This is a genomic window from Kitasatospora sp. NPDC127111 (assembly GCF_042677465.1).
Classification (GTDB): domain Bacteria; phylum Actinomycetota; class Actinomycetes; order Streptomycetales; family Streptomycetaceae; genus Kitasatospora.
Map to the genome: position 1 here is coordinate 35,448 of NZ_JBHXTG010000014.1, position 21,238 is coordinate 56,685.

Consider the following 21,238-nt stretch of genomic DNA (forward strand, 5'->3'; position numbering starts at 1 on the left):
CTTCCTCCACCGGTCGGGACGGGATGCCTTCGCCCGCCTCACTCGCACCGTACGGTCGCCGGCCGGGCGCGGACAGGGCCGAGCGGCCCAGGGCCCAGGGCCGGGCGTTCCCTGCCCCGGCAGGGCACGTGGGTCCTCGAACAGGGGCCCCGGGCCCCTCGGCGCAGCAGCGGCGCGCGGCGCACGCTGGTGGGGCACAGCGGAGGTGAGCGCGGTGATCATGTCGGAGACCGCGGAGTTCCACCCTGGCGACCGGGTGTGGATCCACCACGACTCGGCGTACGACGTCATTCAGCACGCGCTGGTCCCGGAGGCCCGCGCGGACAACGGCCTGCGGTTGGAGTTCGCGGACGGACACCGGCAGTCGCTGCGCGACGGCCACGTCGAACTGTCCCACCACCGCGCGAACAGACGCGGGTGAGCGGCGATCCCGTGCGAGGAGTGATCACGATGACCGACCCGATCCTGACCCTCGCGGACCTGCGGCTGCTCGCCACCGCCGGTGGCGCGGCGCCTTCCGTGTGCAACAGCCAGCCCTGGCGATTCCGCCCCGCGCCGGACCTGCGCGGTCTGCTCGTGTACTCGGACCCCGGGCGTGCCGTACCGGTTTCGGATCCTGACGGCCGGGCGCTCCACCTCTCGGTGGGAGCGGCCGTCTTCAACCTGCGGACGGCGGCCCGGCACCTCGGGCGGCACGTGTCCGTGCGGCTGCGCCCCGATCCGGCGGAGCCGAGGCTGTGCGCGGCCCTCGACCTGTCCGCGCCGAGTCCGGCCGACGGCCCGGACCTTCCGGACCTCTATGCGGCGATCCCGCACCGCCACTCCAGCCGGCAGCCGTTCACCAACCGTGATGTGCCGGAGGCGGTGACCGGGGAGCTGATCGAGGCGGCTGCCGCCGAGGGCGTGGTGCTGACCGTGCTGGAGGAGGCCGGAGTGCGCCGGGTCCTGGCGCTGACCGCCGAAGCCGAGGAGCGGATCGCCGAGGACGTCGCACGGCAGGCCGAGACGCGCAGCTGGCTGAGACTGGAGGCACCGGCGAGCGACGGCATCCCGGCGGCGGCGCTGGGCCCGCTGGACCACGACGCCCGGGTACCGATGCGCAGTTTCACCGGCCGGCCCCCGCAGCCGGCCATGCCCGCGCAGCGGTTCGAGGCCCTGCCCCAAGTTGCCGTCATCAGCACGGACGCCGACCGGCCCGCCGACTGGCTGCGGGCCGGCCAGGCGATGGAACGGGCCTGGCTGCTCGCGACCGTGCGCGGGATCCGCGCCAACGTGCTGCACCAGGCGGTCGAATGGCCCGACACCCGCTGGCGGCTGCGCGATCCTGCGGGAGGGCCAGGCCACGTCCAGCTGGTCATGCGGCTCGGCTACGGTCCGCCCGGGGCGCCGACGTCCCGTCGGCCCGTCGAGGAGATCCTCGACCTGAGCGGATATCAGCGGATATCGGGAGAGGTGTGATGAGGCATCAGCCAGTCGCCGAGGTGATGACCCGCGAGGTCGTCCGGGTCGCGCCCGACGCGGGGTTCCGTGAGATCGTCGCCCTCCTGGCCGAGTACGACATCACCGCCGTCCCGGTGGTGGATGAGGAGAACCGGCCGGTCGGGGTCGTCTCGGAGGCGGATCTACTGCGTACCCAGGCCGCCCAGGACGACCCCGGCGAGGCGCTGGCCCAGCCGCCCTCGCCTGACGGTGACCGGGCGACGGCGAGAGAGCTGATGAGCACTCCGGCTGTCTGCACCACGGCGGATGCCAGTGTGGTGGCCGCCGCCCGGCTGATGGGCCGTCGCCGGGTGAAGAGGCTGCCCGTGGTGGACGAGGAGGGGCGGCTGGTCGGCATCGTCCTCCGGCGCCGACCTGCTGCGGGTGTTCCTCCGGGATGATCAGGTGATCCGTCACGAGATCGTCGAACAGGTCCTCGGACAGGTGGCCGGAGTCAGTCCCGCGGCGGTGGGAGTGCAGGTCGAGCGGGGTCGGGTCGTGCTGAGCGGCACGATCGAGCCGCCGTACCTGGTGCCGATCGTCCTCCGGCTCTGCCGAGCCGTGGACGGCGTGGTGTCCGTGACGGACCGGATCAGGACCGGTGGGTGATCCGCGTGATCGGTGATCCGGGTGATCCGGGTGATCCGGGTCCTACGGTCGGCCTTCAGTCCGGGAAGGTGTGGAGGGTGTGGAGCGCGTTCGAACCGGTCACGGCCGGGGCCTCCTCGCGTTCAGCGTGGGTGAAGTGGTGCAGATGGGCGTCCGGTCCGGGGAAGCACAGCGAGATCCGTCCGTTGTCGGACCAGAGCACGTCGTACGGCGGGCTGCCGTCCGCGTGGTGCACGGCCACGATGCGGCCGTCCCTGCGGGGTGTGCCCGGGCGGGTGCCCTCCACGATGAGCCGGTCTCCGATGCTCGCCTTCATGATCGCCTCCAGTGCCGTGTCCCCCGAACCGGGCGGGCGAGCCAGCCCTCACCCACCAGAGCACCACCCGAGGCGGGCGCACGACAGGGCCGACCGGACCTCCGGTCGGGGCCGTCCAGACCTTCAGGTGACCGGACCGCCCGACGGAGGGTGAAGTGGTGTGGAGGAGGTGAGCCCGGTGACCGAGACCGAGACCGAGAGCAGGCCGCGCCCGCTGCTGGCGGCCACAGGGGTACGCAAGGTCTACCGCACGGGGTCGGTCGAGGTGACGGCGCTGCGCGATCTCGACCTGACCGTGGAGCGGGGCGAGCTCGTCGGGGTGATGGGCCCCTCCGGCTCGGGGAAGACCACCCTGCTCAACTGCCTCTCCGGCTTGGACGACATCGACGCCGGCCGGGTCGAGGTCGACGGCCGCGACCTCTTCGCCATGTCGGACGCCGAGCGGACCGAGCACCGGGCCCGTGCCATGGGCTTCGTCTTCCAGGCGTTCAACCTGATCCCCGTCTTCTCGGCCGCGGAGAACGTCGAACTGCCACTGCTGCTCACCGGTACACCGCCCCGCGAGGCCCGCGCCCGTGCCGAGGCGATGCTGGAGCGGGTCGGCCTGGGCCATCGGGTCGCCCACCGGCCCAGCGAACTGTCCGGCGGTGAGCAGCAGCGCGTCACCATCGCCCGCGCTCTGGTCGCCCGGCCTGCCGTGGTCTGGGCCGACGAGCCCACCGGCAACCTCGACAGCGCCATGGCGGACCAGGTGATGGAACTGCTCCACACGCTCAACCGCGACGAGGGCCAGACCATCGTCCTGGTCACGCACGACGCGGCGATCGGACGACGGCTGCCCCGGCTGGTGCGGATGCGGGACGGCCGCTTGGTGGCCGACACCCTCCAGGCGGCCCCGGTGGGCTGAGCCATGTACCCGAACCTTCTCCTCCCGCTGCTCGGTCTGCTGGCCGTAGCCCTGCTGGCACTGCTGCTGGTCGCCGTCCGTCAGCCGGTGGTACGCCGGCTGGCGCTGCGCCAGGTCGCCCGGCGTCGTACGGAGGCCGCTCTGGTGATCACGGGCTCCATGCTGGGCACCGCGATCATCGTCGGCGCCCTGGTCGTCGGTGACACCCTCAACTTCTCGATCCGCCAGGAGGCTTACCGGACCCTCGGACCGGTTGACGAGCGAATCGTCAGCACCGACGTCTCCGCCGGTCAGGCCGTCGCCGCCCGGCTGCAGCCTCTCGCCTCCGATCCGAAGGTGGACGGCGTGCTGAGCGGCGAGGTTGCCCAGGCTGCGGCAACGAGTACCGGCGACGGTCGGCAGGCGGCCGAACCACGGGTGCTGGCCTGGCAGTTGGACCTGAGCGCGGCGGGCCGCTTCGGCACGGCCGGCGGTGACTCCGGGCTGCGCGGACCGACCCCGCCGCCCGGGCAGGTGGTGCTGAACGAACCGCTCGCGCACGCCCTGCGGGTCGGCAGCGGCCAGCTGATCACCGTCTACCTCTACGGGCATCCGACGGACTACACCGTGGCACGGGTCGTCCCGCAGGAGGGCCTGGCGGGTACCGGCCTCGGTGGGCGGGTCAACCGCAACGTCTTCCTGCCGCCCGGTGCGCTGGACAGCGCCGCGCGGGCCGCAGGCGTGCAGCCGCAGTCGGTAACCCTGGTGTCCAACCGCGGCGGCGTCGAGTCGGGCGAGAAACTCACCGACACCGTGACCTCGGACCTCCGGACCGCGCTCGGCGCCGACGCGAGCCGGGCGGCCGTCGACACCCCCAAGCACACCGTGCTCGAGGCGGCCAAGAAGACCGGTGACACGCTCGGCGCGCTGTTCCTGATGATCGGCAGCTTCAGCATCATCGCCGGCGCACTGCTGCTGGTGAACATCTTCGTGATGCTCGGCGAGGAGCGGAAACCGCAACTGGGCATGCTGCGCGCGGTCGGACTCAAGCGCTCCCGCCTGATCGGCTCCTTCACCCTGGAGGGCGCGCTGTACGCGATGGCCGCCGCCCTGCCCGGGGTGGCGATCGGCATCGGCGTCGGCTGGGCCGTAGCCCTGGTCGCCGCCCAGATCTTCCGCAGCTGGTCGACCGGCGGCAGCGGGCTGGACATCGTCTTCTCCGTCACGCCGACCAGCCTGCTCAACGGCGCCGCCCTCGGCCTGGTGATCGCCCTCGTCGCCATCGCCGCCACCAGCACCAGGATCAGCCGCTTCAATGTGATCGCCGCGATCCGCGACCTGCCCGCCGACACCGGGCGCAGGCCCCGTCGTCGGCTGGTCGCCGTCACCAGCACGCTCGGCGTGCTCTGCGCTCTCGCGGCGATCCCGGCGGTCGCCCGGAGCCAGGCCGAGCAGACCTACCTCCTGCCCGCCCTCGCCGTCGCGTTCGCCGTCCCCGCTGCGCGGCGGGTGCTGCCGCGGCGCCTGGTCGCCAGCCTGGCGGCCGGACTGGTGCTGACCTGGACGCTGGCCGCGAGCGTGATCCGCCCGCGGATCTTCGACACGCCGTCGATGGCGGTCTACGTCCTCATCGGCACCCTCGCCGCGTTCTCCGGCGTCGTCCTGGTCAGCGAGAACCAGCAGATGTTGCTCCGCCCGCTGAGACCGCTGATGAACCGGCCCACGCAGCAGGGCCTGGCCACCCGCCTCGCCGCGGCCTACCCACTGGCCAAACGGTTCCGCACCGGCTCGACCCTGGTGATGTACACCCTGATCGTCCTCGTCCTGGTCCTGCTCACCCAGATCAGCGGGACCATGAACGCCGGAATCGACCGGTCCGTCGCCGACGCCACCGCCGGGTACACGCTGCGCCTGGACTACAACCCGCAGGCTGGCCAGGACCCACTGGCCGATCTGCGCGGCCCGTCCCACAGCGGGCAGATCGCCGCCGTCGCCCCGCTTCTCAACGCGCGTGGCCTGTCCACCGACCCCGGCCGTCGCACCGCACAGCCCCTCGAGACCTCGGTCGTCGGCATCCCCGACAGCGCCGCCACCGGAATCGCCTTCCGTGACCGGCTCCCCGGGCTGGCGAACGACGAGGCGGTCTGGGACGCCCTCGCCGACCACCCCGACTACGTCGTACTCGACGGCTTCTTCGGCTCCACCGGTGGCCCCGCGGGCAAGTTCTACGCCCCCGGCGACACCCTCACCCTCACCGACCCGCTCACCGGACGCGCCGAGCAGAAGACCATCGCGGGCGTCCTCAACAGCGGCCTCGCCTTCTACCCCGGCAACGGCACCAGCGCCACCGTCTACCCGCTGATCGAGAGCGAGCGGAGCGCGGCCGCGCAGTTCGGCCCCCAGGCACAGACGGCCAGTGCTCTGGTGCGCACCGTGCCCGGCACCTCGCCGGACGGTTTGGCGTCCCAGCTGCAGGGCAGTCACCTCTCCGCGAGCCTGGTGGCCACCCCGATCGCCACCGACGTCCACCGCCTGTTCGCCGCCAACACCGCGTTCTTCCGGCTGATGCAGGGCTTCCTGGCCCTCGGCCTGCTGATCGGCATCACCGGCCTCGGGGTGGTGATGGTCCGGGCCGTCCGCGAACGGCGGCGCACCATCGGCGTGCTGCGGGCGCTGGGCTGCCAGGCCCGAACGGTCGAGCGGTCGTTCCTCTGGGAGAGCGGCTTCGTCGCACTGGAGGGAACGCTCCTCGGAAGCCTGCTCGGGGTGCTCACCACCTGGCTGATGTACCAGAAGAGCTCCGCTTTCGCTGGCCTCAACGGCGGCTTCCCGATCGAGTGGGGCGCCATCGGACTGCTCGCCGCCGTCACCTTCGCGGCCTCCCTGCTGGCCGCACTCGGGCCCGCCCGCCACGCCGCGCGGATCAGACCCGCACTGGCCGTGCGCCTCCCGGACTGACCAACTGGGGGCCGGAAGGGCCGGTCCTCCACGCGGGACCGAGGAGGCGGGCCGTGTTCGCCGTATCCGGTCCGCACGGTCGTAAGGTCTCCTGGACCGCCCTCCGGAGTCATGCCCGCCGCGTTCGGCCGGGAGCCGAACCCGCTGAGCCGCCGGGTGGACCGGTCCCGGAGCCGGTCGCGCCGCACCGGGTGGGTCGTCCTGGGCCGGAGCGGCCCAGGAGGGGGGACCGAACGACCCTGTCCGGGCCGAGCGGGTGGGCGGAGAGTGTGAGTACGGCACCAGCTCGCGGAGGAGTGAGGACCATGCAGCACCGGAGTGTCCACGACGTGATGACCCAGGAGGTCGTCACCGCCCGGCCCGACACGCCGTTCAAGGAGATCGCGGCGCTGTTCCACCGCAACGACATCACCGCGATCCCGGTCACCGACGACCGGGGCCACCCGATCGGGATGGTCTCCGAGGCCGACCTGATCCGCAAAGAGGCCGTCCTGCCCGACCCGGAGGGACGCACCCCGGGACGGTGGCTCGACGCGAAGGACCGGGCCCGAGCGGAGGCGGAGACCGCGGGCGGCCTGATGACCAGCCCGGCCGTCACCGCCCGCGCCACGTGGTCCGTCCCGGAGGCGGCGCGACAGATGGACAAGCACAAGGTCAAGCGGCTGCCCGTGGTGGACGAGGTCGGCCGCCTGGTCGGCATCGTCAGCCGCCGCGACCTGCTCCAGGTCTTCCTGCGGCACGACGCCGCGATCCGCGAGGAGATCACCCACGACGTGCTCGGCCAGACCCTCTGGCTGGCCCCCGGAGACGTCCAGGTCGTCGTCCGCGACGGCGTCGTCACCCTCACCGGGCGCCTCCCGCGCCGCAGCATGATCCCGATCGCCGAGCAGCTGTGTCGCGCCGTGGACGGCGTCGTGGCCGTGCACCAGACGCTCGACTTCACCGAGGACGACACCGATGTCCACCTCGAACAGCCCCACGTCTACCGCGCCGGCCGCTGACCGCGAGCTGGACGAGCAAGGCCTCGGCGCGCTGTTCGAGGCTCTGCAGCGCCGTGGGCTGACGGTGGTTGGGCCGACCATCCGGGGCGACGCGATCGTGCTCGCCGAACTGTCCTCGGCCGACGAACTGCCGTACGGCTGGGGCGTGGAGGCCGAAGCGGGCACGTACCGGCTGCGCCGCCGCCAGGACCGGGCTGCGTTCGCGCACTCGGCCGGGCCGCAGTCCTGGAAGACCTATCTGCACCCGCCCCGCGCCCGGCTCTGGCAGGCTGACCGCGCCGAGGACGGTGCCGTCACCTTGCGCGAGGACGACACCCCGCCGCCCCGGTACGCCTTCCTCGGCGTGCGGCCCTGCGACCTGCGTGCGATCGCCGTCCAGGACCGGGTGCTCATGGGGGGCCGGTACGAGGACCCGGTGTACACGCCGCGCCGGGCCGCGGTGTTCCTCGTCGTGGTGGAGTGCACCGAGCCGGGCGGGGTCTGCTTCTGCGCCTCCATGGGCACCGGTCCCGGCCTGCCCGGGGGCGCGGTGTACGACCTGGCGTTGACCGAGACCGTGGACGAAGACGGGCTCCACTACCTGATCCGTTCCGGCAGCCCGGACGGTGACGAGGTGCTCGCCGAGCTGCCGACCGGTCCCACGGACGGCGAGACGGCCCGAGCGGCCGTCCGGGAGGCCGCCGGACGGATGGGCCGGGCGATGGACGCCACCGACCTGCGCACGCTGATGGCCGGCACGATGACCGCCGAGCGCTGGGACCAGGTCGCCGACCGCTGCCTGACCTGCGGCAACTGCACCATGGTCTGCCCGACCTGCTTCTGCACCACCACCGAGGAGACCACCGACCTGACAGGTGACCACGCCGAACGCTGGCGCCGCTGGGACTCCTGCTTCGACCTCGACTTCTCCTACCTGCACGGGGTCGGCCCGGTGCGTTCCTCCGCCCGAAGCCGCTACCGCCAGTGGCTCACGCACAAACTCGGCACCTGGCACGACCAGTTCGGCTCCTCGGGCTGCGTCGGATGCGGGCGGTGCATCGCCTGGTGTCCGGTCGGCATCGACCTCACCGAGGAGGTCGCCGCCCTGCGCGAGGAAGCTGGTGAACCCTGATGCACGCCATGACCCCGATTCCGTACCGGGTGGCGGCGCGCCGCCGCGAGAGCGCCGACACCGTGACTCTCGACCTCGTCCCGGCCGCCGAGCCGCTGCGTCCTTTCCGCCCGGGCCAGTTTGCGATGCTGTATCCGTTCGGGGCGGGGGAGATCCCGGTCTCGGTCAGTCGCATAGCCGACGGGGCGCTGGGGCACACCGTGCGCGCCGTCGGAAAGGTCAGCGAGGCGCTCTGCCGGGCCGAACCCGGGCGCTGGGTCGGCGTGCGGGGGCCCTACGGCACCATCTGGCAGACACCCCCGGCCGGTAGCGACGTCGTGATCGTGAGCGGCGGCATCGGACTCGCCCCGCTGCGCCCGCTGATCCACCAACTCCTCAACTGTGCCGAGGCGTTCGGCCGGATCTCGGTCTTGGCCGGCTTCCGCAACCCAGGCGAGGTGCTCTTCTTGGACGAGCTCCCGCGCTGGCGCTCCCTGACCGACACCCGGCTCACCGTGGATCACCCGGAGCCTGGCTGGCAGGGCGGCACCGGCCTGGTGACCACGCTGCTGGAGGACACCTCATTCCGCCCCGACCACTGCGCCGCGTACCTCTGCGGACCGGAGCCGATGATGCGCGCCACAGCCCGCGCCCTACTGGCCCGGGGCGTGCCGGGGGAGCGAATCCGGGTATCGCTGGAGCGCAACATGCGGTGCGCCACCGGCTGGTGCGGTCACTGCCAGCTCGGCCCGACCCTGGTGTGTCGCGATGGTCCGGTGTTCGGTTGGGACCGGGTCGCCGACGATCTCGCCGTCCCCGAGCGGTGAGCGCCATGACCGTCCCGCGACTGGCCGTGTGGAAGTTCTCCTCCTGTGACGGCTGCCAGCTCACCCTCCTCGACTGTGAGGACGAGCTCATCGCGCTGGCCGGGCAGGTCGAGATCGGTTACTTTCTGGAGGCCACCCGGCGTGAGCTGCCACCGCCGTACGACCTCTCGCTGGTCGAGGGCTCCATCGCCACCAGCGCCGACCTGGACCGCATACGGCGGGTGCGCGAGCAGTCGAAGTACCTAGTCACCATCGGCGCGTGCGCCACCGCCGGCGGGGTCCAGGCGCTGCGAAACCTGGCGAGCCTGCCCGAGTACCAGGCCGTCGTCTACGCACGGCCCGAGTACATCGACAGTCTCGCCGACTCCACGCCGATCTCCGCCCATGTGCCGGTCGACCTCGAACTGCGCGGCTGCCCGATCGACAAGCGCCAGCTGCTGGAGGTGATCACCGCCTACCTGGCCGACCGCAAGCCCGACATTCCCGCCCACAGCGTCTGCTTCGAGTGCAAGCTGCGGGGCACCACCTGCGTCACCGTCGCCCACGGCACGCCGTGCCTCGGCCCGGTCACCCACGCCGGCTGCGGGGCGCTCTGCCCGGCGTACGGGCGCGGCTGCTACGGCTGCTTCGGTCCGATGGAGACGCCCAACACGCGGGCGATGCTGCCGCTGCTGCGCCGTGACGGCATGTCGGACACGAACATCACCCGTCTCTACCGTACCTTCAACGCCGAGGCCCCCGCCTTCGCCGCGGCGGCCCGCGACGCCAAGGAGGCGGACGGATGACCCACCGCAGCCACCGCCTGCTCACCGTCGGCTCGCTCGCGCGGGTCGAGGGCGAGGGTGCGCTGCACATCTCCGTACGCGGCTCGCGGGTGGAGGACATCCGGCTGGAGATCTACGAGCCGCCGCGCTACTTCGAGGCGTTGCTCCGCGGCCGCGCCTACACCGAACCGCCCGACATCACCGCACGGATCTGCGGAATCTGCCCCGTCGCGTACCAGATGAGCGCCTGCCGGGCCGTTGAGGACGCCTGCGGCGTCACCGTGGAGGGGCAGCTCGCCGAACTGCGGCGGCTGCTGTACTGCGGGGAGTGGATCGAGAGCCACACCCTGCACGTCTACCTCCTCCACGCACCCGACTTCCTGGGCCTGCCCGACGCGCTCGCCCTCGCCCGTACCCGGCCCGAGCTGCTCCAGCGGGGCCTGCGGCTGAAGAAGGCCGGCAACGAGATCGTCGAACTGCTGGGCGGTCGAGCCATCCACCCGATCAACGTCCGGCTCGGCGGCTTCCATCGCCTCCCCGAGCGAGCCGAACTCGACCGTCTCACCGCCGTACTGCGGCAGGCACGGACCGACGCGGAGGACACCCTGGGCTGGGTGGCCGGCTTCGACTTCCCGGAGCTGGCGGTCGGTCACGAGCTGCTCGCCCTGCAAGGACGCGGCGGCTACGCGATCGACGCCGGTGTCCCGTACGGCAGCCGGACCGGTGCCTTCACCGCGGCCGACTTCGAAAGCCACGTCCTTGAGCGCCAAGTACCGCACTCCACCGCCCTCTACGCCGAACTCGACGGCCGCCGCTACCTCACCGGGCCGCTCGCCCGCTGGTCCCTCAACAGCGCGGTGCTCCCTCCGGATATCCGGGGCCTGGCAGCCGAGGCCGGTCTCGGCCCGATCTGTGACAACCCGTTCCGCAGCATCCTCGTCCGGGCGGTCGAGGTGCTGTGGGCCGTCACCGAGGCCCAGCGCATCATCGAGCGGTACGAGCCCCCGCCGGTCCCCGCTGTCCCCGTGCCGCCCCGGGCGGGCGTCGGCCACGGCGCGACCGAGGCGCCGCGCGGACTGCTCTACCACCGCTACGAGCTCGACGGCGACGGCACGATCCGGGCCGCCACGATCATCCCGCCGACCGCCCAGAACCAGGCCGCCATTGAGGCGGACCTCCGGGCTTTCGTCCAGGACCGGCTGCACCTGGGCGACGCGGAGCTGACCCGCCAGTGCGAGCAGGCGATCCGCAACTACGACCCCTGCATCTCGTGCGCCGCCCACTTCCTCGACCTCACCGTGGAGCGGCGATGAGCGATCGCATCGTCCTCATCGGCGTCGGCAACGAGTACCGCCGCGACGACGGCGCCGCCGTCGCCGTGCTGGCCGAGCTCGCCGCCGAGGACCTCCCGGTCGACCGCATCACCCTCTGCGACGGCGAACCGACCCGGCTGATGGAGCTGTGGGAGGGTGCCGACCTCGCCATCGTGGTCGACGCCGTGCACAGCCACCCCGGCGAGCCGGGCCGCATCCACCAGGTCACCGTCGACGCGGACCATCTGCTGGCTGATCCCCTTGCTGACAGCAGCGCCGCGGCGGGTACCCACGGCCTGGGCCTCGGACACGCCGTCGCGCTGGCCGCCGCACTCGCCCGGTTGCCCCGCGAGCTGCTGATCGTCGCTGTCGAGGGCACGGACTTCTCGATCGGCGAGGGGCTGAGTCCGGCAGTCTCCGAAGCGGTGCCCCGTGCTGCCGCGGAGGTCCGCCGGACGGTGGACGCCCACCGGGCGAAGGAGACCGGCTCATGACCACCGAACTGCGCCTGGTCGAGGTCCACGGCACCGTCCAGGGCGTCGGCTTCCGTCCCTTCGCCCACCGGCTGGCCACCTCGCTGGGCCTGTCCGGCTGGGTGCGCAACGAGGACGGCCACGTGGTCTCCCTGGTGGCCGGCACGCCGTCCGCGCTCGCCGAATACACCGCCCGCCTGGACACCGACGCACCGCCGCTCGCTGTGGTCACCTCCGTACGCAGCCGCCCGGCGCCGCCCGTCGAGGCCCCCGGGCCGGGCTTCGCGGTCCTCGCCAGTACGGTCGCCGCGACCGGCCAGCCACGCGAGATCCCGCCCGACGCCGCCACCTGCCCCGACTGCCTGCGCGAACTCTTCGACCCCGACGACCGCCGCTACCGCTACCCGTTCCTCAACTGCACCGCCTGCGGTCCGCGCGCCACCATCATCGACGAGCTGCCGTACGACCGGCGGCGGACCGCGATGCGCGCCTTCCCGCTCTGCCCGGCCTGCGCCGGCGAGTACGAGGACCCGGCCAACCGCCGCTTCCACGCCGAGCCCGTGGCCTGCCCGGTCTGCGGGCCGCACCTGGAGTGGGACGACGGCGATGTGGCGGGTGAGGGCGCGCTGGCCGCCGCCGAAGAGGCCCTGCGGGGCGGACGGATCGTCGCGGTCAAGGGCCTCGGCGGCTACCAACTCGTCTGCGACGCCACCGACGAACAGACCGTGCGACGACTCCGGCTGCGCAAGCACCGGCCCGCCAAACCGTTCGCCGTGATGGTGCCCGACCTCGCCGCCGCCCGCCGCCTCGCGGACGTGAACCAGGCCGAGGCAGCACTGCTCACCTCCACCGCCCGCCCGATCGTGCTGCTCACCACCCGCGCCGGCGCGCTGGCCCCGGCCGTCCACCCCGGCACCGACCGCGTCGGCCTCTTCCTGCCCTACACCCCGCTGCACCACCTGCTGATGCGAGACCTCGACCGGGCGCTCGTGGTGACCAGCGGCAACCGCTCCGACGAACCGATCGCCATCGACGACGCCGAGGCCCGGCGTACCCTCGGCGACGTCGCTGACGGCTTCTTGACCCACAACCGGCCGATCCGCGCCCGCTACGACGACTCCGTCACCCACGCCCCGCTCGGCACACCGGCCGTGCTGCGCCGCGCCCGCGGATATGCCCCAGCGCCGCTCCGCCTGCCCCGGGCCACGCCCGAACCGGTGGTCGCCGTCGGCGCCCAGCTCAAGCACACCTTCGCACTCGCGATCGGGGACCGCGCCGTCCTCGGCCCGCACACGGGCGACCTCCAGGACGCCACCACCCTCGACGCCTTCGAGGAATCCTTCGAGCGGCTGGCCCGCCTCCAGGCCGTCGAGCCCGCCTGGGTCGCCCACGACCTGCACCCCGACTACCTCTCCACCGCCTTCGCCGCCCGTTGGCCGAGGAACCGCCGCATTGCCGTCCAGCACCACCACGCCCACGTCGCCTCCTGCGCCGCCGAACACGGCGTCACCGGCCCGTTCATCGGTGTCGCCTACGACGGGCTTGGCCTCGGCGGGGACGGCACGCTGTGGGGCGGCGAGATCCTGCTCGCCGACCTCACCGGCTACCGCCGCCTCGGCCGTTTCGCCCGCGCCCCGCTGCCCGGCGGGGAGGCGGCCGTACGGCGCCCGGCCCGGATGGCGCTCGGCCACCTGTACGGACTGGAGCGCCTCGGCGAACCGATCGAGGACACCTTCAGCCAACGGCTCGACCCGCGCGAGGTCCGCACCGTCGCCCGAATGATCGAACGGGGCTTCAACTCCCCGACCGCCTCCAGCGCCGGCCGGCTCTTCGACGCAGTCTCCGCCCTGCTCGGCCTGCGCGACGACGCAACCTACGAGGGCGAGGCCGCCGTTGCCCTGGAACAGGCCGCCGGATCGCTCGCCGCCGAGGCCCTGCCGTGGAGGCTCACCCGTGTCGAGAAGCTTTGGGTGTACGACCCCGCCCCGACCCTCGCTGCAGTGCTGCGACGCACCGCGGAAGGTGAGTCAGCCGGGCCGGTCGCCGCCGCCTTCCACACCACGCTCGCAGAGGTCACCGGCGCCCTGGTCGCCGAGGCCGTCCAGGAGACCGGCACGGACATCGTCTGCCTCTCCGGCGGTTGCTTCCAGAACCGCCGCCTGCTCACCGAGGTCCACGACCACCTCACCCGGCAGGGCCTGCGCGTCCTCGCCAACACCGCCGTACCCGCCAACGATGGCGGCATCAGCTACGGCCAGGCCGCCGTCGCCGCCGCCCGCCTGTCCGCCCGGAAGGAGACCTGAATGTGCCTGGGCATCCCCGGCCGGATCATCGAGACCCATGAGAGTGCCGGACTGCTGATGGGAACCGTCGACTTCGGCGGCGTCCGACGCGAGGTCTGCCTCGCCTGCACGCCGGAGGCGGAAGTCGGCAGCTACGTCATCGTTCACGTCGGCTTTGCCATCTCGATCGTCGACGAAGCCGAGGCGCAGCGCACCCTCGCCGTGCTCCGCGCGATCCCCGACGCGATCGCCACCGAACTCGGCGAACCCCTGCCCGCTGCTCCCGGAGGTGACACCCGGTGAAGTACCTCGACGAGTACCGCGACCCGGCGCTGGCTCGCAAGCTCCTCGCCGAACTGACGGCCACCGCCGCTGAGCCGTGGCGGATCATGGAGGTCTGCGGAGGCCAGACCCACACTCTGGTCCGGCAGGGCATCGACGACCTGCTGCCGGCCGGCATCCGCATGATCCACGGCCCGGGCTGTCCGGTCTGTGTCACCCCGCTCGAAGTGCTCGACCGGGCGCACGCCATCGCGGGCCTGCCGGGTGTGGTGTTCACCAGCTTCGGCGACATGCTGCGCGTCCCCGGCTCCCGCACCGACCTGCTCGCCCTCCGCGCGCGCGGAGCGGACGTACGGCCGGTCTACTCGCCGATGGACGCCGTCCGGATCGCCGTCGCGGAACCGGAGCGGCAAGTGGTCTTCCTCGCCGTAGGGTTCGAGACGACCGCACCCGCCAACGCCCTCGCCGTCCAGCACGCCGCGCGGCTCGGCCTCGACAACTTCTCCGTCCTCGTCAGCCACGTCCTCGTCCCGCCCGCGCTCACCACCCTGCTGGAGGACCCGGACTGCGAGGTGCAGGCCTTCCTCGCCGCCGGACACGTCTGCGCGGTGATGGGATGGCGCGCCTACGAACCGATCGCCGCCAAGTACCAAGTCCCCATCGTGGTCACCGGCTTCGAACCGCTCGACCTGCTGGAGGGCATCCTGATGGCCGTCCGCCAGCTGGAGGACGGCCGGGCCGAGGTGGAGAACCAGTACGTCCGCGCCGTGCGCCGCGACGGCAACACCGACGCCCAGCACGCCATCGAGACCGTCTTCCGGATCGCCGACCGGCCCTGGCGCGGCCTCGGCCCGATCCCCGACAGCGGCCTCGTCCTCGCCCCCGACTACGCCCGCTTCGACGCCGCCACCCGCTTCGAGGTCGGCGGCATCACCACCGCCGAACACCCCGAGTGCATCGCGGGCGAGATCCTCACCGGTGCCAAGCTCCCCACCGACTGCACCGCGTACGGCACCCGCTGCACCCCACGGAACCCGCTCGGCGCCCCGATGGTCTCGGGCGAGGGCACCTGCGCCGCCTTCTACGCCGCCGGCCGCGTACCGAGGAGGGCCGAGGCATGACCGCCCTCGAGTGCCCGCTGCCCATCGAGGAGGGCGAAGTGGTCCTGCTCGGCCACGGCGCCGGCGGGCGGCTCTCCGCCGAACTGCTGGACGACCTCCTATTGCCCGCGATCAGCGGCTCATCCGGCCACGGCCTGATCGGCCGGGTCCCGCTGGAGGACGCCGCCGTCCTGCCTGCCACCGGCAGCGCCGAACTGGTTGTCTCCACCGACTCCTTCGTGGTCAGCCCGCTCTTCTTCCCGGGCGGGGACATCGGCTCGCTCTCCGTCCACGGCACCATCAACGACGTCGCCATGATGGGTGCGATGCCGACCGCGCTGGCCGTCTCCCTGATCATCGAGGAGGGCCTGCCGCTCGCCACCCTCGAACGCGTCGCCCGCTCCCTCGGCGAGGCGGCGCGCGCGGCCGGGGTGGCGGTGGTCACCGGCGACACCAAGGTCGTCAACCGGGGCGCCGCCGACCAGCTCTTCATCACCACCACAGGCCTCGGCACCCGCCTGCCGGGGATCCGGACCTCCGCCGCGTACGCCGCGCCCGGCGATGTGGTGCTGCTCTCCGGTCCGATCGGCCTGCACGGGACGACCGTCCTGTCCACCCGCGAGGGCCTGGGCTTCGAGTCCGACATCGCCACCGACTCCCGACCGCTGCACCACCTGGTCCGCGCCATCGCCGAGGCCGGCAGCAGCGCCGTCCACGTCCTGCGCGACCCCACCCGCGGCGGGTTGGCCACCACGCTCAACGAGATTGCCCGCGACTCGGCCGTGACCGTCGAGATCGACGAGGCCGCCATCCCCGTACCCGAGGCGGTCGCCGCCGCCTGCGACCTGCTCGGCCTCGACATCCTCCACGTCGCCAACGAGGGCTGCCTGGTGGCGATCGTGGCCGCGGACAAGGCCGAGGCTGTCCTCTCCGCAATGCACGCCGCCCCCGGCGGCGAGGGCGCAGTCCGCATCGGCCGGGTCGCCGACTGGCCCGCCGGACGGGTCACCATGCGCACCCTGGTCGGTGCCCGCCGCGTGGTCGACATGCTCGCCGGCGAGCAGCTCCCCAGAATCTGCTGACGACCAACCCTGAGCGGAGCAGCGTCCAGACGGAGGACCTGATGGCGCGTCGCCGCAAGGACTGGCGGCGTGGTGGGGGACGCTGCACCGGACCGGCCGGCATGGTGCTCCTTTCGCAGGACAGGTGTTGGCCCGAGGGCGATCCGCCTTCGGGGCAGTGCGGTCGGGATCGCTGCGGCCAGCGCGGCCACGGCGAAGAGCGTGAGGCGGCCGAGCTCGGTGTTCGCGCCGGTCCAGGTGATCTCGCCGTAGTGCTGGGCGGCGAACCCGTTGAAGATCAGGCCAGACGGCGGCGGCGACGAGCGGGGCGGTCAAGGGTCAGGAGAAGGCTCCGGGGCCGGCGGCGACGATGGCGAAGGCTCCGGCGGAGGTCCATGAGTCATCCAGGGCGCCGAAGATCGCCAGGACTGTGCGGAGGGTCGCCGCACCCAGCATCGCCGCCGCCCCTGTTTCTGCGGCGGTCAGGCGCGGCCGCGCCAGGTAGAGCCTGCGCGTCTCCGGCTTGGCCCAGTACATGATCACGGCTATCACCTCCTACGGCTTCGGTGAGCGCGGTCACCCGTCGCGCCCGACTCTGCCGCGTCCCATGGTGACGGGCGGCTCCCTTGACGGCCTTCTGACAGCCTTCACGGGGTGGTCTCGCCCGCTCGCAGGAGCGGGCAGCCGCCACGCGGCACGGCCGGGTTCAGCCGGCTTCGGCCTGGGTCTCGATGTCCTCAATGCCGGTGGGGCTGCCCGCGCGTATCCAGCGGACGAACAGGCCGCCGCCGATGAGGAGGGTGGCGACGAGGGAGAGGATCGGCCAGCCGCGCAGCAGGTTGACCAGCAGCGTGAACGCGACCGCTGCGGCCGCGGCGGCGTTGACGGCGGCGAGCAGCGGCTTGCGTTCGGTGCGGGCGAAGCGGGTCATGGCGAGCAGGCCAACCAGGAAGCTGACGAACACCGACACCGCGTAGAAGAGGACGAGTTCCTGCTCCTGGCCGGCGGCCGCGACGATGATCACCGCGGCGGCGGCCAGGTAGACCACGACGGACCAGTACGGGGTGTGGTGCTTGTTGGTGCGGCCGAGGACCGGCGGCAGCACGCCGGGGCGCTCGTCGGTGCCGGCGAGGGCTTTGAGCAGTCCGGGGCCGGCCTGGAAGGAGGAGCTGGCGGCGGCGAGCAGCAACAGGGAGCTGGTGAGCTGGAAGGCACCGTAGAGCCAGCCGGGTCCGGCGGCAGCGTGGGCGATGTCCGCGATCTGGGTGGAGTCGGCGCCGGGCAGGCCGATGTGGAGCTTCACGGCGAGGGCGGTCAGGGCGAGGGTGAGGCCGCCGACGATGACCAGCAGCAGGGCGAGGGTGCCGCGGCCGAAGCGGCGGCGGTGGCTGTCGTCGAGCTGGCCGAGCTGCGCGATGGCAGTGGAGGGGGCCTCGATGCCGGTGGCGAGCGCCATCGCGACGGGGAAGGCGAGGACGACGGCGAACACGGCGGAGCTGCCCGGGTCGGTGTGCGCAGGCGCGGTGCCGATGCTGTGCGGGGCGGCGAAGCCGAGGACCACAACCGCGACGGCGGCGAGGACGAAGACCACGGTCATCATGGCGAATAGCAGCCGGCCGCCGTGGCCGAACCAGGTCAGCCCGGCCACGATCGCCAGCAGCACCAGGGCGAGGGGGATGCGGACCGGCGCGAGGCCGGGGAACAGGGCGATCATTGCGCTCGCGGCGGCGGCGATGGAGATGCCGATCGTCAGCACGAAGTCGACCACGAGGGCGCCGATCGGCAGGAACGTCCAGCGTGCGCCGAAGGCCCGACCGGCCGCGGCGGCGGCGCCACCGCCCTTGGGGAAGCGCCGGACCAACTGCCAGTAGTTGGCGGTGACGACCACGACCAGGCCGACCACCAGCGCCATGGTGGGCAGCAGGAGTCCCAGGTCGCCGTGCAGGGCGTGCAGCGCGGCCTCGATCGCGTACGCGACGGAGGACACCGGGTCGGCGATCACGGCGAACGCGAAGGCGAAGAACAGCACCGAGCGGCGCGGCCCACGCGCGACCGGGATCGGCGGCGCAGCGGTGGGTGCGGCGGTCTTGGGGAAGGTCACGGCAGGACCCTTTCCGGGAAGAGACGGAACTTCATCGCCGACCAGACTTCCCGGCACACCAGGCCAGAACAGTACGTCAAGAACCCGGCAGTAGCGCGTCAAGGAGTCGTTAAGAATCCGGCCCTGGATCGCGTCGTGTGCGCTCTGTACGCTGCCCTGCGCGCACGGCAGGGGGCCGATGCGACGTGGGGGGCGGCTGTGGCGGTTGCGGTGGTGCTCGTGCTGGCGGGGCTGGTGGTGCTGGCGTGGTGTGCGGACCAGCTGGTGGTGGGGGCGGCGCGGATAGCCGAGCGGCTGGGTCTGTCGCCGGCGTTCGTCGGGGTGGTGGTCGTCGGCATCGGCACGAGCCTGCCCGAGCTCGCTGTCTCCGCTCTCGCGGCCGGTCGGGGTGAGACCGGGCTTGCGGTCGGCAACCTGGTCGGCTCGAACATCCTGAACGTCACCCTGGTGCTGGGCCTGGTCGGGATCATCGCTCCCGTGGTCGCGGAGCCGCGGGTGGTGCGCATGCTCGGGCTGCTGTCGGTCGGCGCGGTGTGTCTGTTCGCGGTTCTGGTCGGCGGCGGGCTCGGCCGCTCCGAGGGCACGGTGCTGGCCACGCTGCTGGTCCTGGCGCTGCTGGCCCAGCTGCGAACCGCCCGCCTCGGCGGGCTCAGTGTCATGGCGGCACCCGTGGCGATCGAACAGGTGTCGCTGGTGAGGGAGTCCCTGCGGACCGCCGTTGGTCTGCTGGGCACGCTGGGCGGCGCGCAGTTGCTGGTCGGCAACGCGACGGTGATCGCCGACCAGTTGGGGGTGTCGCAGGCGGTCATCGGGTTCACACTGGTGGCCCTCGGCACGTCGCTGCCGGAGCTGGTCACCTCGCTGCAGGCGCACCGGCGCGGGGCTGTGGGGCGGCGTGGCGGATAATGATCTCGCTGCCGGTCTGCCGGGCGGCCTGGGTGAGGGCGAGCAGGGCAGTGCTGCCGCTCGGGGTGATGTGCCGGATAAAGTCCTGTGAGGCGTGCCGGGATGCCTGGTCGGCGGACGAGGAACAGATCTCTTCGCCGATCCCGAGGGGCAACCGCAGTGACTCACTGGGGTTGTTCAGACGGCCCAGCCGACCAGGGCCGCGACGACGCCGAGCGCGCCGGCACCGAGCAGGGCGCTGACGACGCCCCGCTTGGCAGCCAGCAGCCAGACGGCGGCCGCGATGAGGACGGCGTACTGCCAGGCGTGCTGGAGGGCGAGCGCCAGCGGGATCGCGGAGCCGGCGATCGCACCGATCACAGCCGGGCCCGCTCCGCAGAAAAAGCCCTGCACGCGAGTGTTCGTACGGATCGCCTCGAAGCGGGGGCCGCCGAGGATCACGAGCAGGAACGAGGGGGCGAACGCGGCCGCTGCGGCGAGCAGGCCGCCGGGAATTCCGGCGGCGGCATAGCCGACGACCGCAACGGTCTGGACAACCGGGCCGGGGGTGATCTGGCCAAGGGCGACGGCGTTGAGGAACTGGCCGTCGGTCATCCAGTGGTAGCGGTCGACGGCGTCGGCCTGCATGAGCGGGATGATGACGAATCCACCGCCGTAGGAGAGGGCACCGACCTTGAATGCGACCCAGGCCAGCGCAAGCAGGCCACCGGCGGCGGCTGGGGCCGCGAAGGCGAGCGGAAGCGGCCAGCTCCGGGCACCGGCCCGGCCCGGCTCGGTGACCGGGCGGGTACGGATCGCGCTCTCAACGGTTCCGGCTGCGATGAGGACCAGGACCAGCAACGGACCCGTCAGGGCGGCGGCCGCGCCCCCGGCGAGGGCGTAGGCGAGCCAGCGGGCCCGGGCCGGGCGGACTGCACCGGCGCGCTGCCAGCTGGCCGGGATCAGCGCGAGGGCGGCCTGCGCAGCGACCGCGGCGACCGCAGCTCCGGCTCCGGCGGCGGCGCCGCGCACCCACAGCGGAGGGTTGCCGGCGAGGAACAGCGCCGCGAGGGCGAGGATGAGCACCAGACCGGGGGCGATGAAGCACAACCCGCCGACCAGCGCGCCCGGCAGCCCACGCAACCGCCACGCGGTGAAGATCGCCAGCTGGGTGGAGGCCGGCCCCGGCAGCAGGTTGGTCGCGGCGATGCCGTCCTCGAACTCGCCGGCGGCAAGCCAGCCGCGCCGCTCGACACACAGCCGACGCAACAGGGCGATGTGGGTGGGCGGGCCGCCGAAGCCGATACAGCCGATCCGCCCCCATTCGCGGGCGATCATGCCCAGCCCGACCTTCACCGGCGTGTGGTTCTGCTCCTGCTCGTCGCCCACCAAGGCTTCCCTTCCTGATCACGTGCCCGGGGTGGGGCCGGGGTGAGAGTACCGGGCGGCGGTGAACACGATGCGGTGAGGCCCCGGGAGGAGCACCGAATCGAGGTGCACTCCACCGGCTGGTACGCCGGCACGACCTCCTCCGCGGGCGGTGCCGGCTGCGACCCCCAGGGACGGGTCCCTGGCACCTGTCCGTTCGCACCGCCGCCCACGACGTCCCCTCGATCGCGACCGCTGCTGCCTCGTCGGCAGGCCGCGCGGCGGACCGGCCCGCAGACTCTACAGTCCTGTAGAACTCAGGCGGACGCGGTCAGTCGTGGGTGTCCGGTTCCGATCGGTCCCGCCGGCGTGCGCATCACCGCCGCCGAACCGCCGCCCACAGGCCTGCGGCGAAGTAGCTCTCCGTGCTGTCGCATCGCCAG

General features: G+C 72.7%; 19 protein-coding genes and 1 pseudogene. 16 read left to right on the forward strand and 4 right to left on the reverse strand.

What is annotated here, in order from left to right; genetic code table 11:
- Positions 1–220 precede the first annotated feature (220 nt).
- The 3 genes and pseudogenes from ACFVHB_RS11970 to ACFVHB_RS11980 all read left to right on the forward strand — a co-directional run bounded on the left by ACFVHB_RS11970 (position 221) and on the right by ACFVHB_RS11980 (position 2,088).
- Positions 221–421, forward strand: coding sequence for a hypothetical protein (locus tag ACFVHB_RS11970; RefSeq protein ID WP_380319092.1), 201 nt, complete (start codon positions 221–223; stop codon positions 419–421).
- 29 nt (positions 422–450) lie between these two features.
- The gene (locus ACFVHB_RS11975; protein ID WP_380319095.1) at positions 451–1,458 is read left to right on the forward strand and encodes an Acg family FMN-binding oxidoreductase; all 1,008 of its coding nucleotides are present in this window, start codon (positions 451–453) and stop codon (positions 1,456–1,458) included.
- Positions 1,458–2,088 (forward strand): annotated as a pseudogene (locus ACFVHB_RS11980) (CBS domain-containing protein). The gene ACFVHB_RS11975 and the pseudogene ACFVHB_RS11980 overlap by 1 nt, the downstream one beginning before the upstream one ends.
- A 55-nt stretch (positions 2,089–2,143) precedes the next feature.
- Here the strand turns inward: ACFVHB_RS11980 and ACFVHB_RS11985 are convergent.
- Entirely contained in the window at positions 2,144–2,404 is a 261-nt protein-coding gene (locus ACFVHB_RS11985) for a DUF1918 domain-containing protein (RefSeq protein ID WP_380319098.1), read from the reverse strand.
- Between the two features lie 178 nt (positions 2,405–2,582).
- Between ACFVHB_RS11985 and ACFVHB_RS11990 the strand changes: the two genes are divergently transcribed.
- From ACFVHB_RS11990 to hypE, 12 genes are all read left to right on the forward strand, one after another.
- Entirely contained in the window at positions 2,583–3,311 is a 729-nt protein-coding gene (locus tag ACFVHB_RS11990; RefSeq protein WP_380319101.1) for an ABC transporter ATP-binding protein, read from the forward strand.
- Positions 3,312–3,314: 3 nt separating this feature from the next.
- The gene (locus ACFVHB_RS11995) at positions 3,315–6,248 is read left to right on the forward strand and encodes an ABC transporter permease (RefSeq protein WP_380319104.1); all 2,934 of its coding nucleotides are present in this window, start codon (positions 3,315–3,317) and stop codon (positions 6,246–6,248) included.
- Positions 6,249–6,553: 305 nt separating this feature from the next.
- A complete protein-coding gene (locus ACFVHB_RS12000; protein WP_380319107.1) occupies positions 6,554–7,249 on the forward strand; it encodes a CBS domain-containing protein in 696 nt (231 codons plus the stop codon).
- Positions 7,206–8,360: a 4Fe-4S dicluster domain-containing protein gene (locus tag ACFVHB_RS12005; protein WP_380319110.1), complete on the forward strand. Its 1,155-nt coding sequence runs from the start codon at positions 7,206–7,208 to the stop codon at positions 8,358–8,360. Before ACFVHB_RS12000 ends, ACFVHB_RS12005 begins: the two co-directional genes overlap by 44 nt.
- Positions 8,361–8,368: 8 nt before the next feature.
- The gene (locus tag ACFVHB_RS12010; protein ID WP_380319113.1) at positions 8,369–9,166 is read left to right on the forward strand and encodes an FAD/NAD(P)-binding protein; all 798 of its coding nucleotides are present in this window, start codon (positions 8,369–8,371) and stop codon (positions 9,164–9,166) included.
- 5 nt (positions 9,167–9,171) lie between these two features.
- Positions 9,172–9,951, forward strand: a complete 780-nt coding sequence (locus tag ACFVHB_RS12015) for an oxidoreductase (RefSeq protein ID WP_380319115.1) — start codon at positions 9,172–9,174, stop codon at positions 9,949–9,951.
- Entirely contained in the window at positions 9,948–11,243 is a 1,296-nt protein-coding gene (locus ACFVHB_RS12020; protein WP_380319116.1) for a Ni/Fe hydrogenase subunit alpha, read from the forward strand. Before ACFVHB_RS12015 ends, ACFVHB_RS12020 begins: the two co-directional genes overlap by 4 nt.
- Positions 11,240–11,737, forward strand: a complete 498-nt coding sequence (locus tag ACFVHB_RS12025) for a hydrogenase maturation protease (RefSeq protein WP_380319119.1) — start codon at positions 11,240–11,242, stop codon at positions 11,735–11,737. The genes ACFVHB_RS12020 and ACFVHB_RS12025 overlap by 4 nt, the downstream gene beginning before the upstream one ends.
- A complete protein-coding gene (hypF, locus tag ACFVHB_RS12030; RefSeq protein WP_380319122.1) occupies positions 11,734–14,019 on the forward strand; it encodes a carbamoyltransferase HypF in 2,286 nt (761 codons plus the stop codon). The genes ACFVHB_RS12025 and hypF overlap by 4 nt, the downstream gene beginning before the upstream one ends.
- Positions 14,020–14,301, forward strand: a complete 282-nt coding sequence (locus tag ACFVHB_RS12035) for a HypC/HybG/HupF family hydrogenase formation chaperone (protein WP_350577814.1) — start codon at positions 14,020–14,022, stop codon at positions 14,299–14,301.
- Positions 14,298–15,401, forward strand: a complete 1,104-nt coding sequence (gene hypD, locus ACFVHB_RS12040) for a hydrogenase formation protein HypD (RefSeq protein WP_380319125.1) — start codon at positions 14,298–14,300, stop codon at positions 15,399–15,401. The genes ACFVHB_RS12035 and hypD overlap by 4 nt, the downstream gene beginning before the upstream one ends.
- Complete coding sequence (hypE, locus tag ACFVHB_RS12045; RefSeq protein WP_380319128.1) at positions 15,398–16,462, forward strand: hydrogenase expression/formation protein HypE; 1,065 nt, start codon at positions 15,398–15,400, stop codon at positions 16,460–16,462. Before hypD ends, hypE begins: the two co-directional genes overlap by 4 nt.
- Before the next feature lie 318 nt (positions 16,463–16,780).
- Here hypE and ACFVHB_RS12050 read toward each other — a convergent pair whose 3' ends face one another.
- Both ACFVHB_RS12050 and ACFVHB_RS12055 read right to left on the reverse strand, forming a co-directional pair.
- Positions 16,781–16,984, reverse strand: coding sequence for a hypothetical protein (locus ACFVHB_RS12050; protein ID WP_380319131.1), 204 nt, complete (start codon positions 16,982–16,984; stop codon positions 16,781–16,783).
- A 163-nt stretch (positions 16,985–17,147) separates the two neighbouring features.
- The gene (locus tag ACFVHB_RS12055) at positions 17,148–18,542 is read right to left on the reverse strand and encodes an amino acid permease (RefSeq protein ID WP_380319134.1); all 1,395 of its coding nucleotides are present in this window, start codon (positions 18,540–18,542) and stop codon (positions 17,148–17,150) included.
- 210 nt (positions 18,543–18,752) lie between these two features.
- On the opposite strand from ACFVHB_RS12055, the gene ACFVHB_RS12060 reads away from it, so the two are divergent.
- Complete coding sequence (locus tag ACFVHB_RS12060) at positions 18,753–19,448, forward strand: sodium:calcium antiporter (protein WP_380319137.1); 696 nt, start codon at positions 18,753–18,755, stop codon at positions 19,446–19,448.
- 177 nt (positions 19,449–19,625) lie between these two features.
- Here ACFVHB_RS12060 and chrA read toward each other — a convergent pair whose 3' ends face one another.
- Positions 19,626–20,816: a chromate efflux transporter gene (gene chrA / locus ACFVHB_RS12065; RefSeq protein WP_380319140.1), complete on the reverse strand. Its 1,191-nt coding sequence runs from the start codon at positions 20,814–20,816 to the stop codon at positions 19,626–19,628.
- Positions 20,817–21,238: the final 422 nt, after the last annotated feature.

Coding starts and splice junctions, on each gene's coding strand:
- ACFVHB_RS11985 (WP_380319098.1), bottom strand. CDS start 2,404: ATGAAGGCGAGCATCGGAGACCGGCTCATCGTGGAGGGCACCCGCCCG.
- ACFVHB_RS12025 (WP_380319119.1), top strand. CDS start 11,240: ATGAGCGATCGCATCGTCCTCATCGGCGTCGGCAACGAGTACCGCCGC.
- ACFVHB_RS11975 (WP_380319095.1), top strand. CDS start 451: ATGACCGACCCGATCCTGACCCTCGCGGACCTGCGGCTGCTCGCCACC.
- ACFVHB_RS12020 (WP_380319116.1), top strand. CDS start 9,948: ATGACCCACCGCAGCCACCGCCTGCTCACCGTCGGCTCGCTCGCGCGG.
- ACFVHB_RS11970 (WP_380319092.1), top strand. CDS start 221: ATGTCGGAGACCGCGGAGTTCCACCCTGGCGACCGGGTGTGGATCCAC.
- ACFVHB_RS11995 (WP_380319104.1), top strand. CDS start 3,315: ATGTACCCGAACCTTCTCCTCCCGCTGCTCGGTCTGCTGGCCGTAGCC.
- hypF (WP_380319122.1), top strand. CDS start 11,734: ATGACCACCGAACTGCGCCTGGTCGAGGTCCACGGCACCGTCCAGGGC.
- ACFVHB_RS12005 (WP_380319110.1), top strand. CDS start 7,206: ATGTCCACCTCGAACAGCCCCACGTCTACCGCGCCGGCCGCTGACCGC.
- ACFVHB_RS12035 (WP_350577814.1), top strand. CDS start 14,020: ATGTGCCTGGGCATCCCCGGCCGGATCATCGAGACCCATGAGAGTGCC.
- ACFVHB_RS12000 (WP_380319107.1), top strand. CDS start 6,554: ATGCAGCACCGGAGTGTCCACGACGTGATGACCCAGGAGGTCGTCACC.
- hypE (WP_380319128.1), top strand. CDS start 15,398: ATGACCGCCCTCGAGTGCCCGCTGCCCATCGAGGAGGGCGAAGTGGTC.
- ACFVHB_RS12010 (WP_380319113.1), top strand. CDS start 8,369: ATGACCCCGATTCCGTACCGGGTGGCGGCGCGCCGCCGCGAGAGCGCC.
- ACFVHB_RS12015 (WP_380319115.1), top strand. CDS start 9,172: ATGACCGTCCCGCGACTGGCCGTGTGGAAGTTCTCCTCCTGTGACGGC.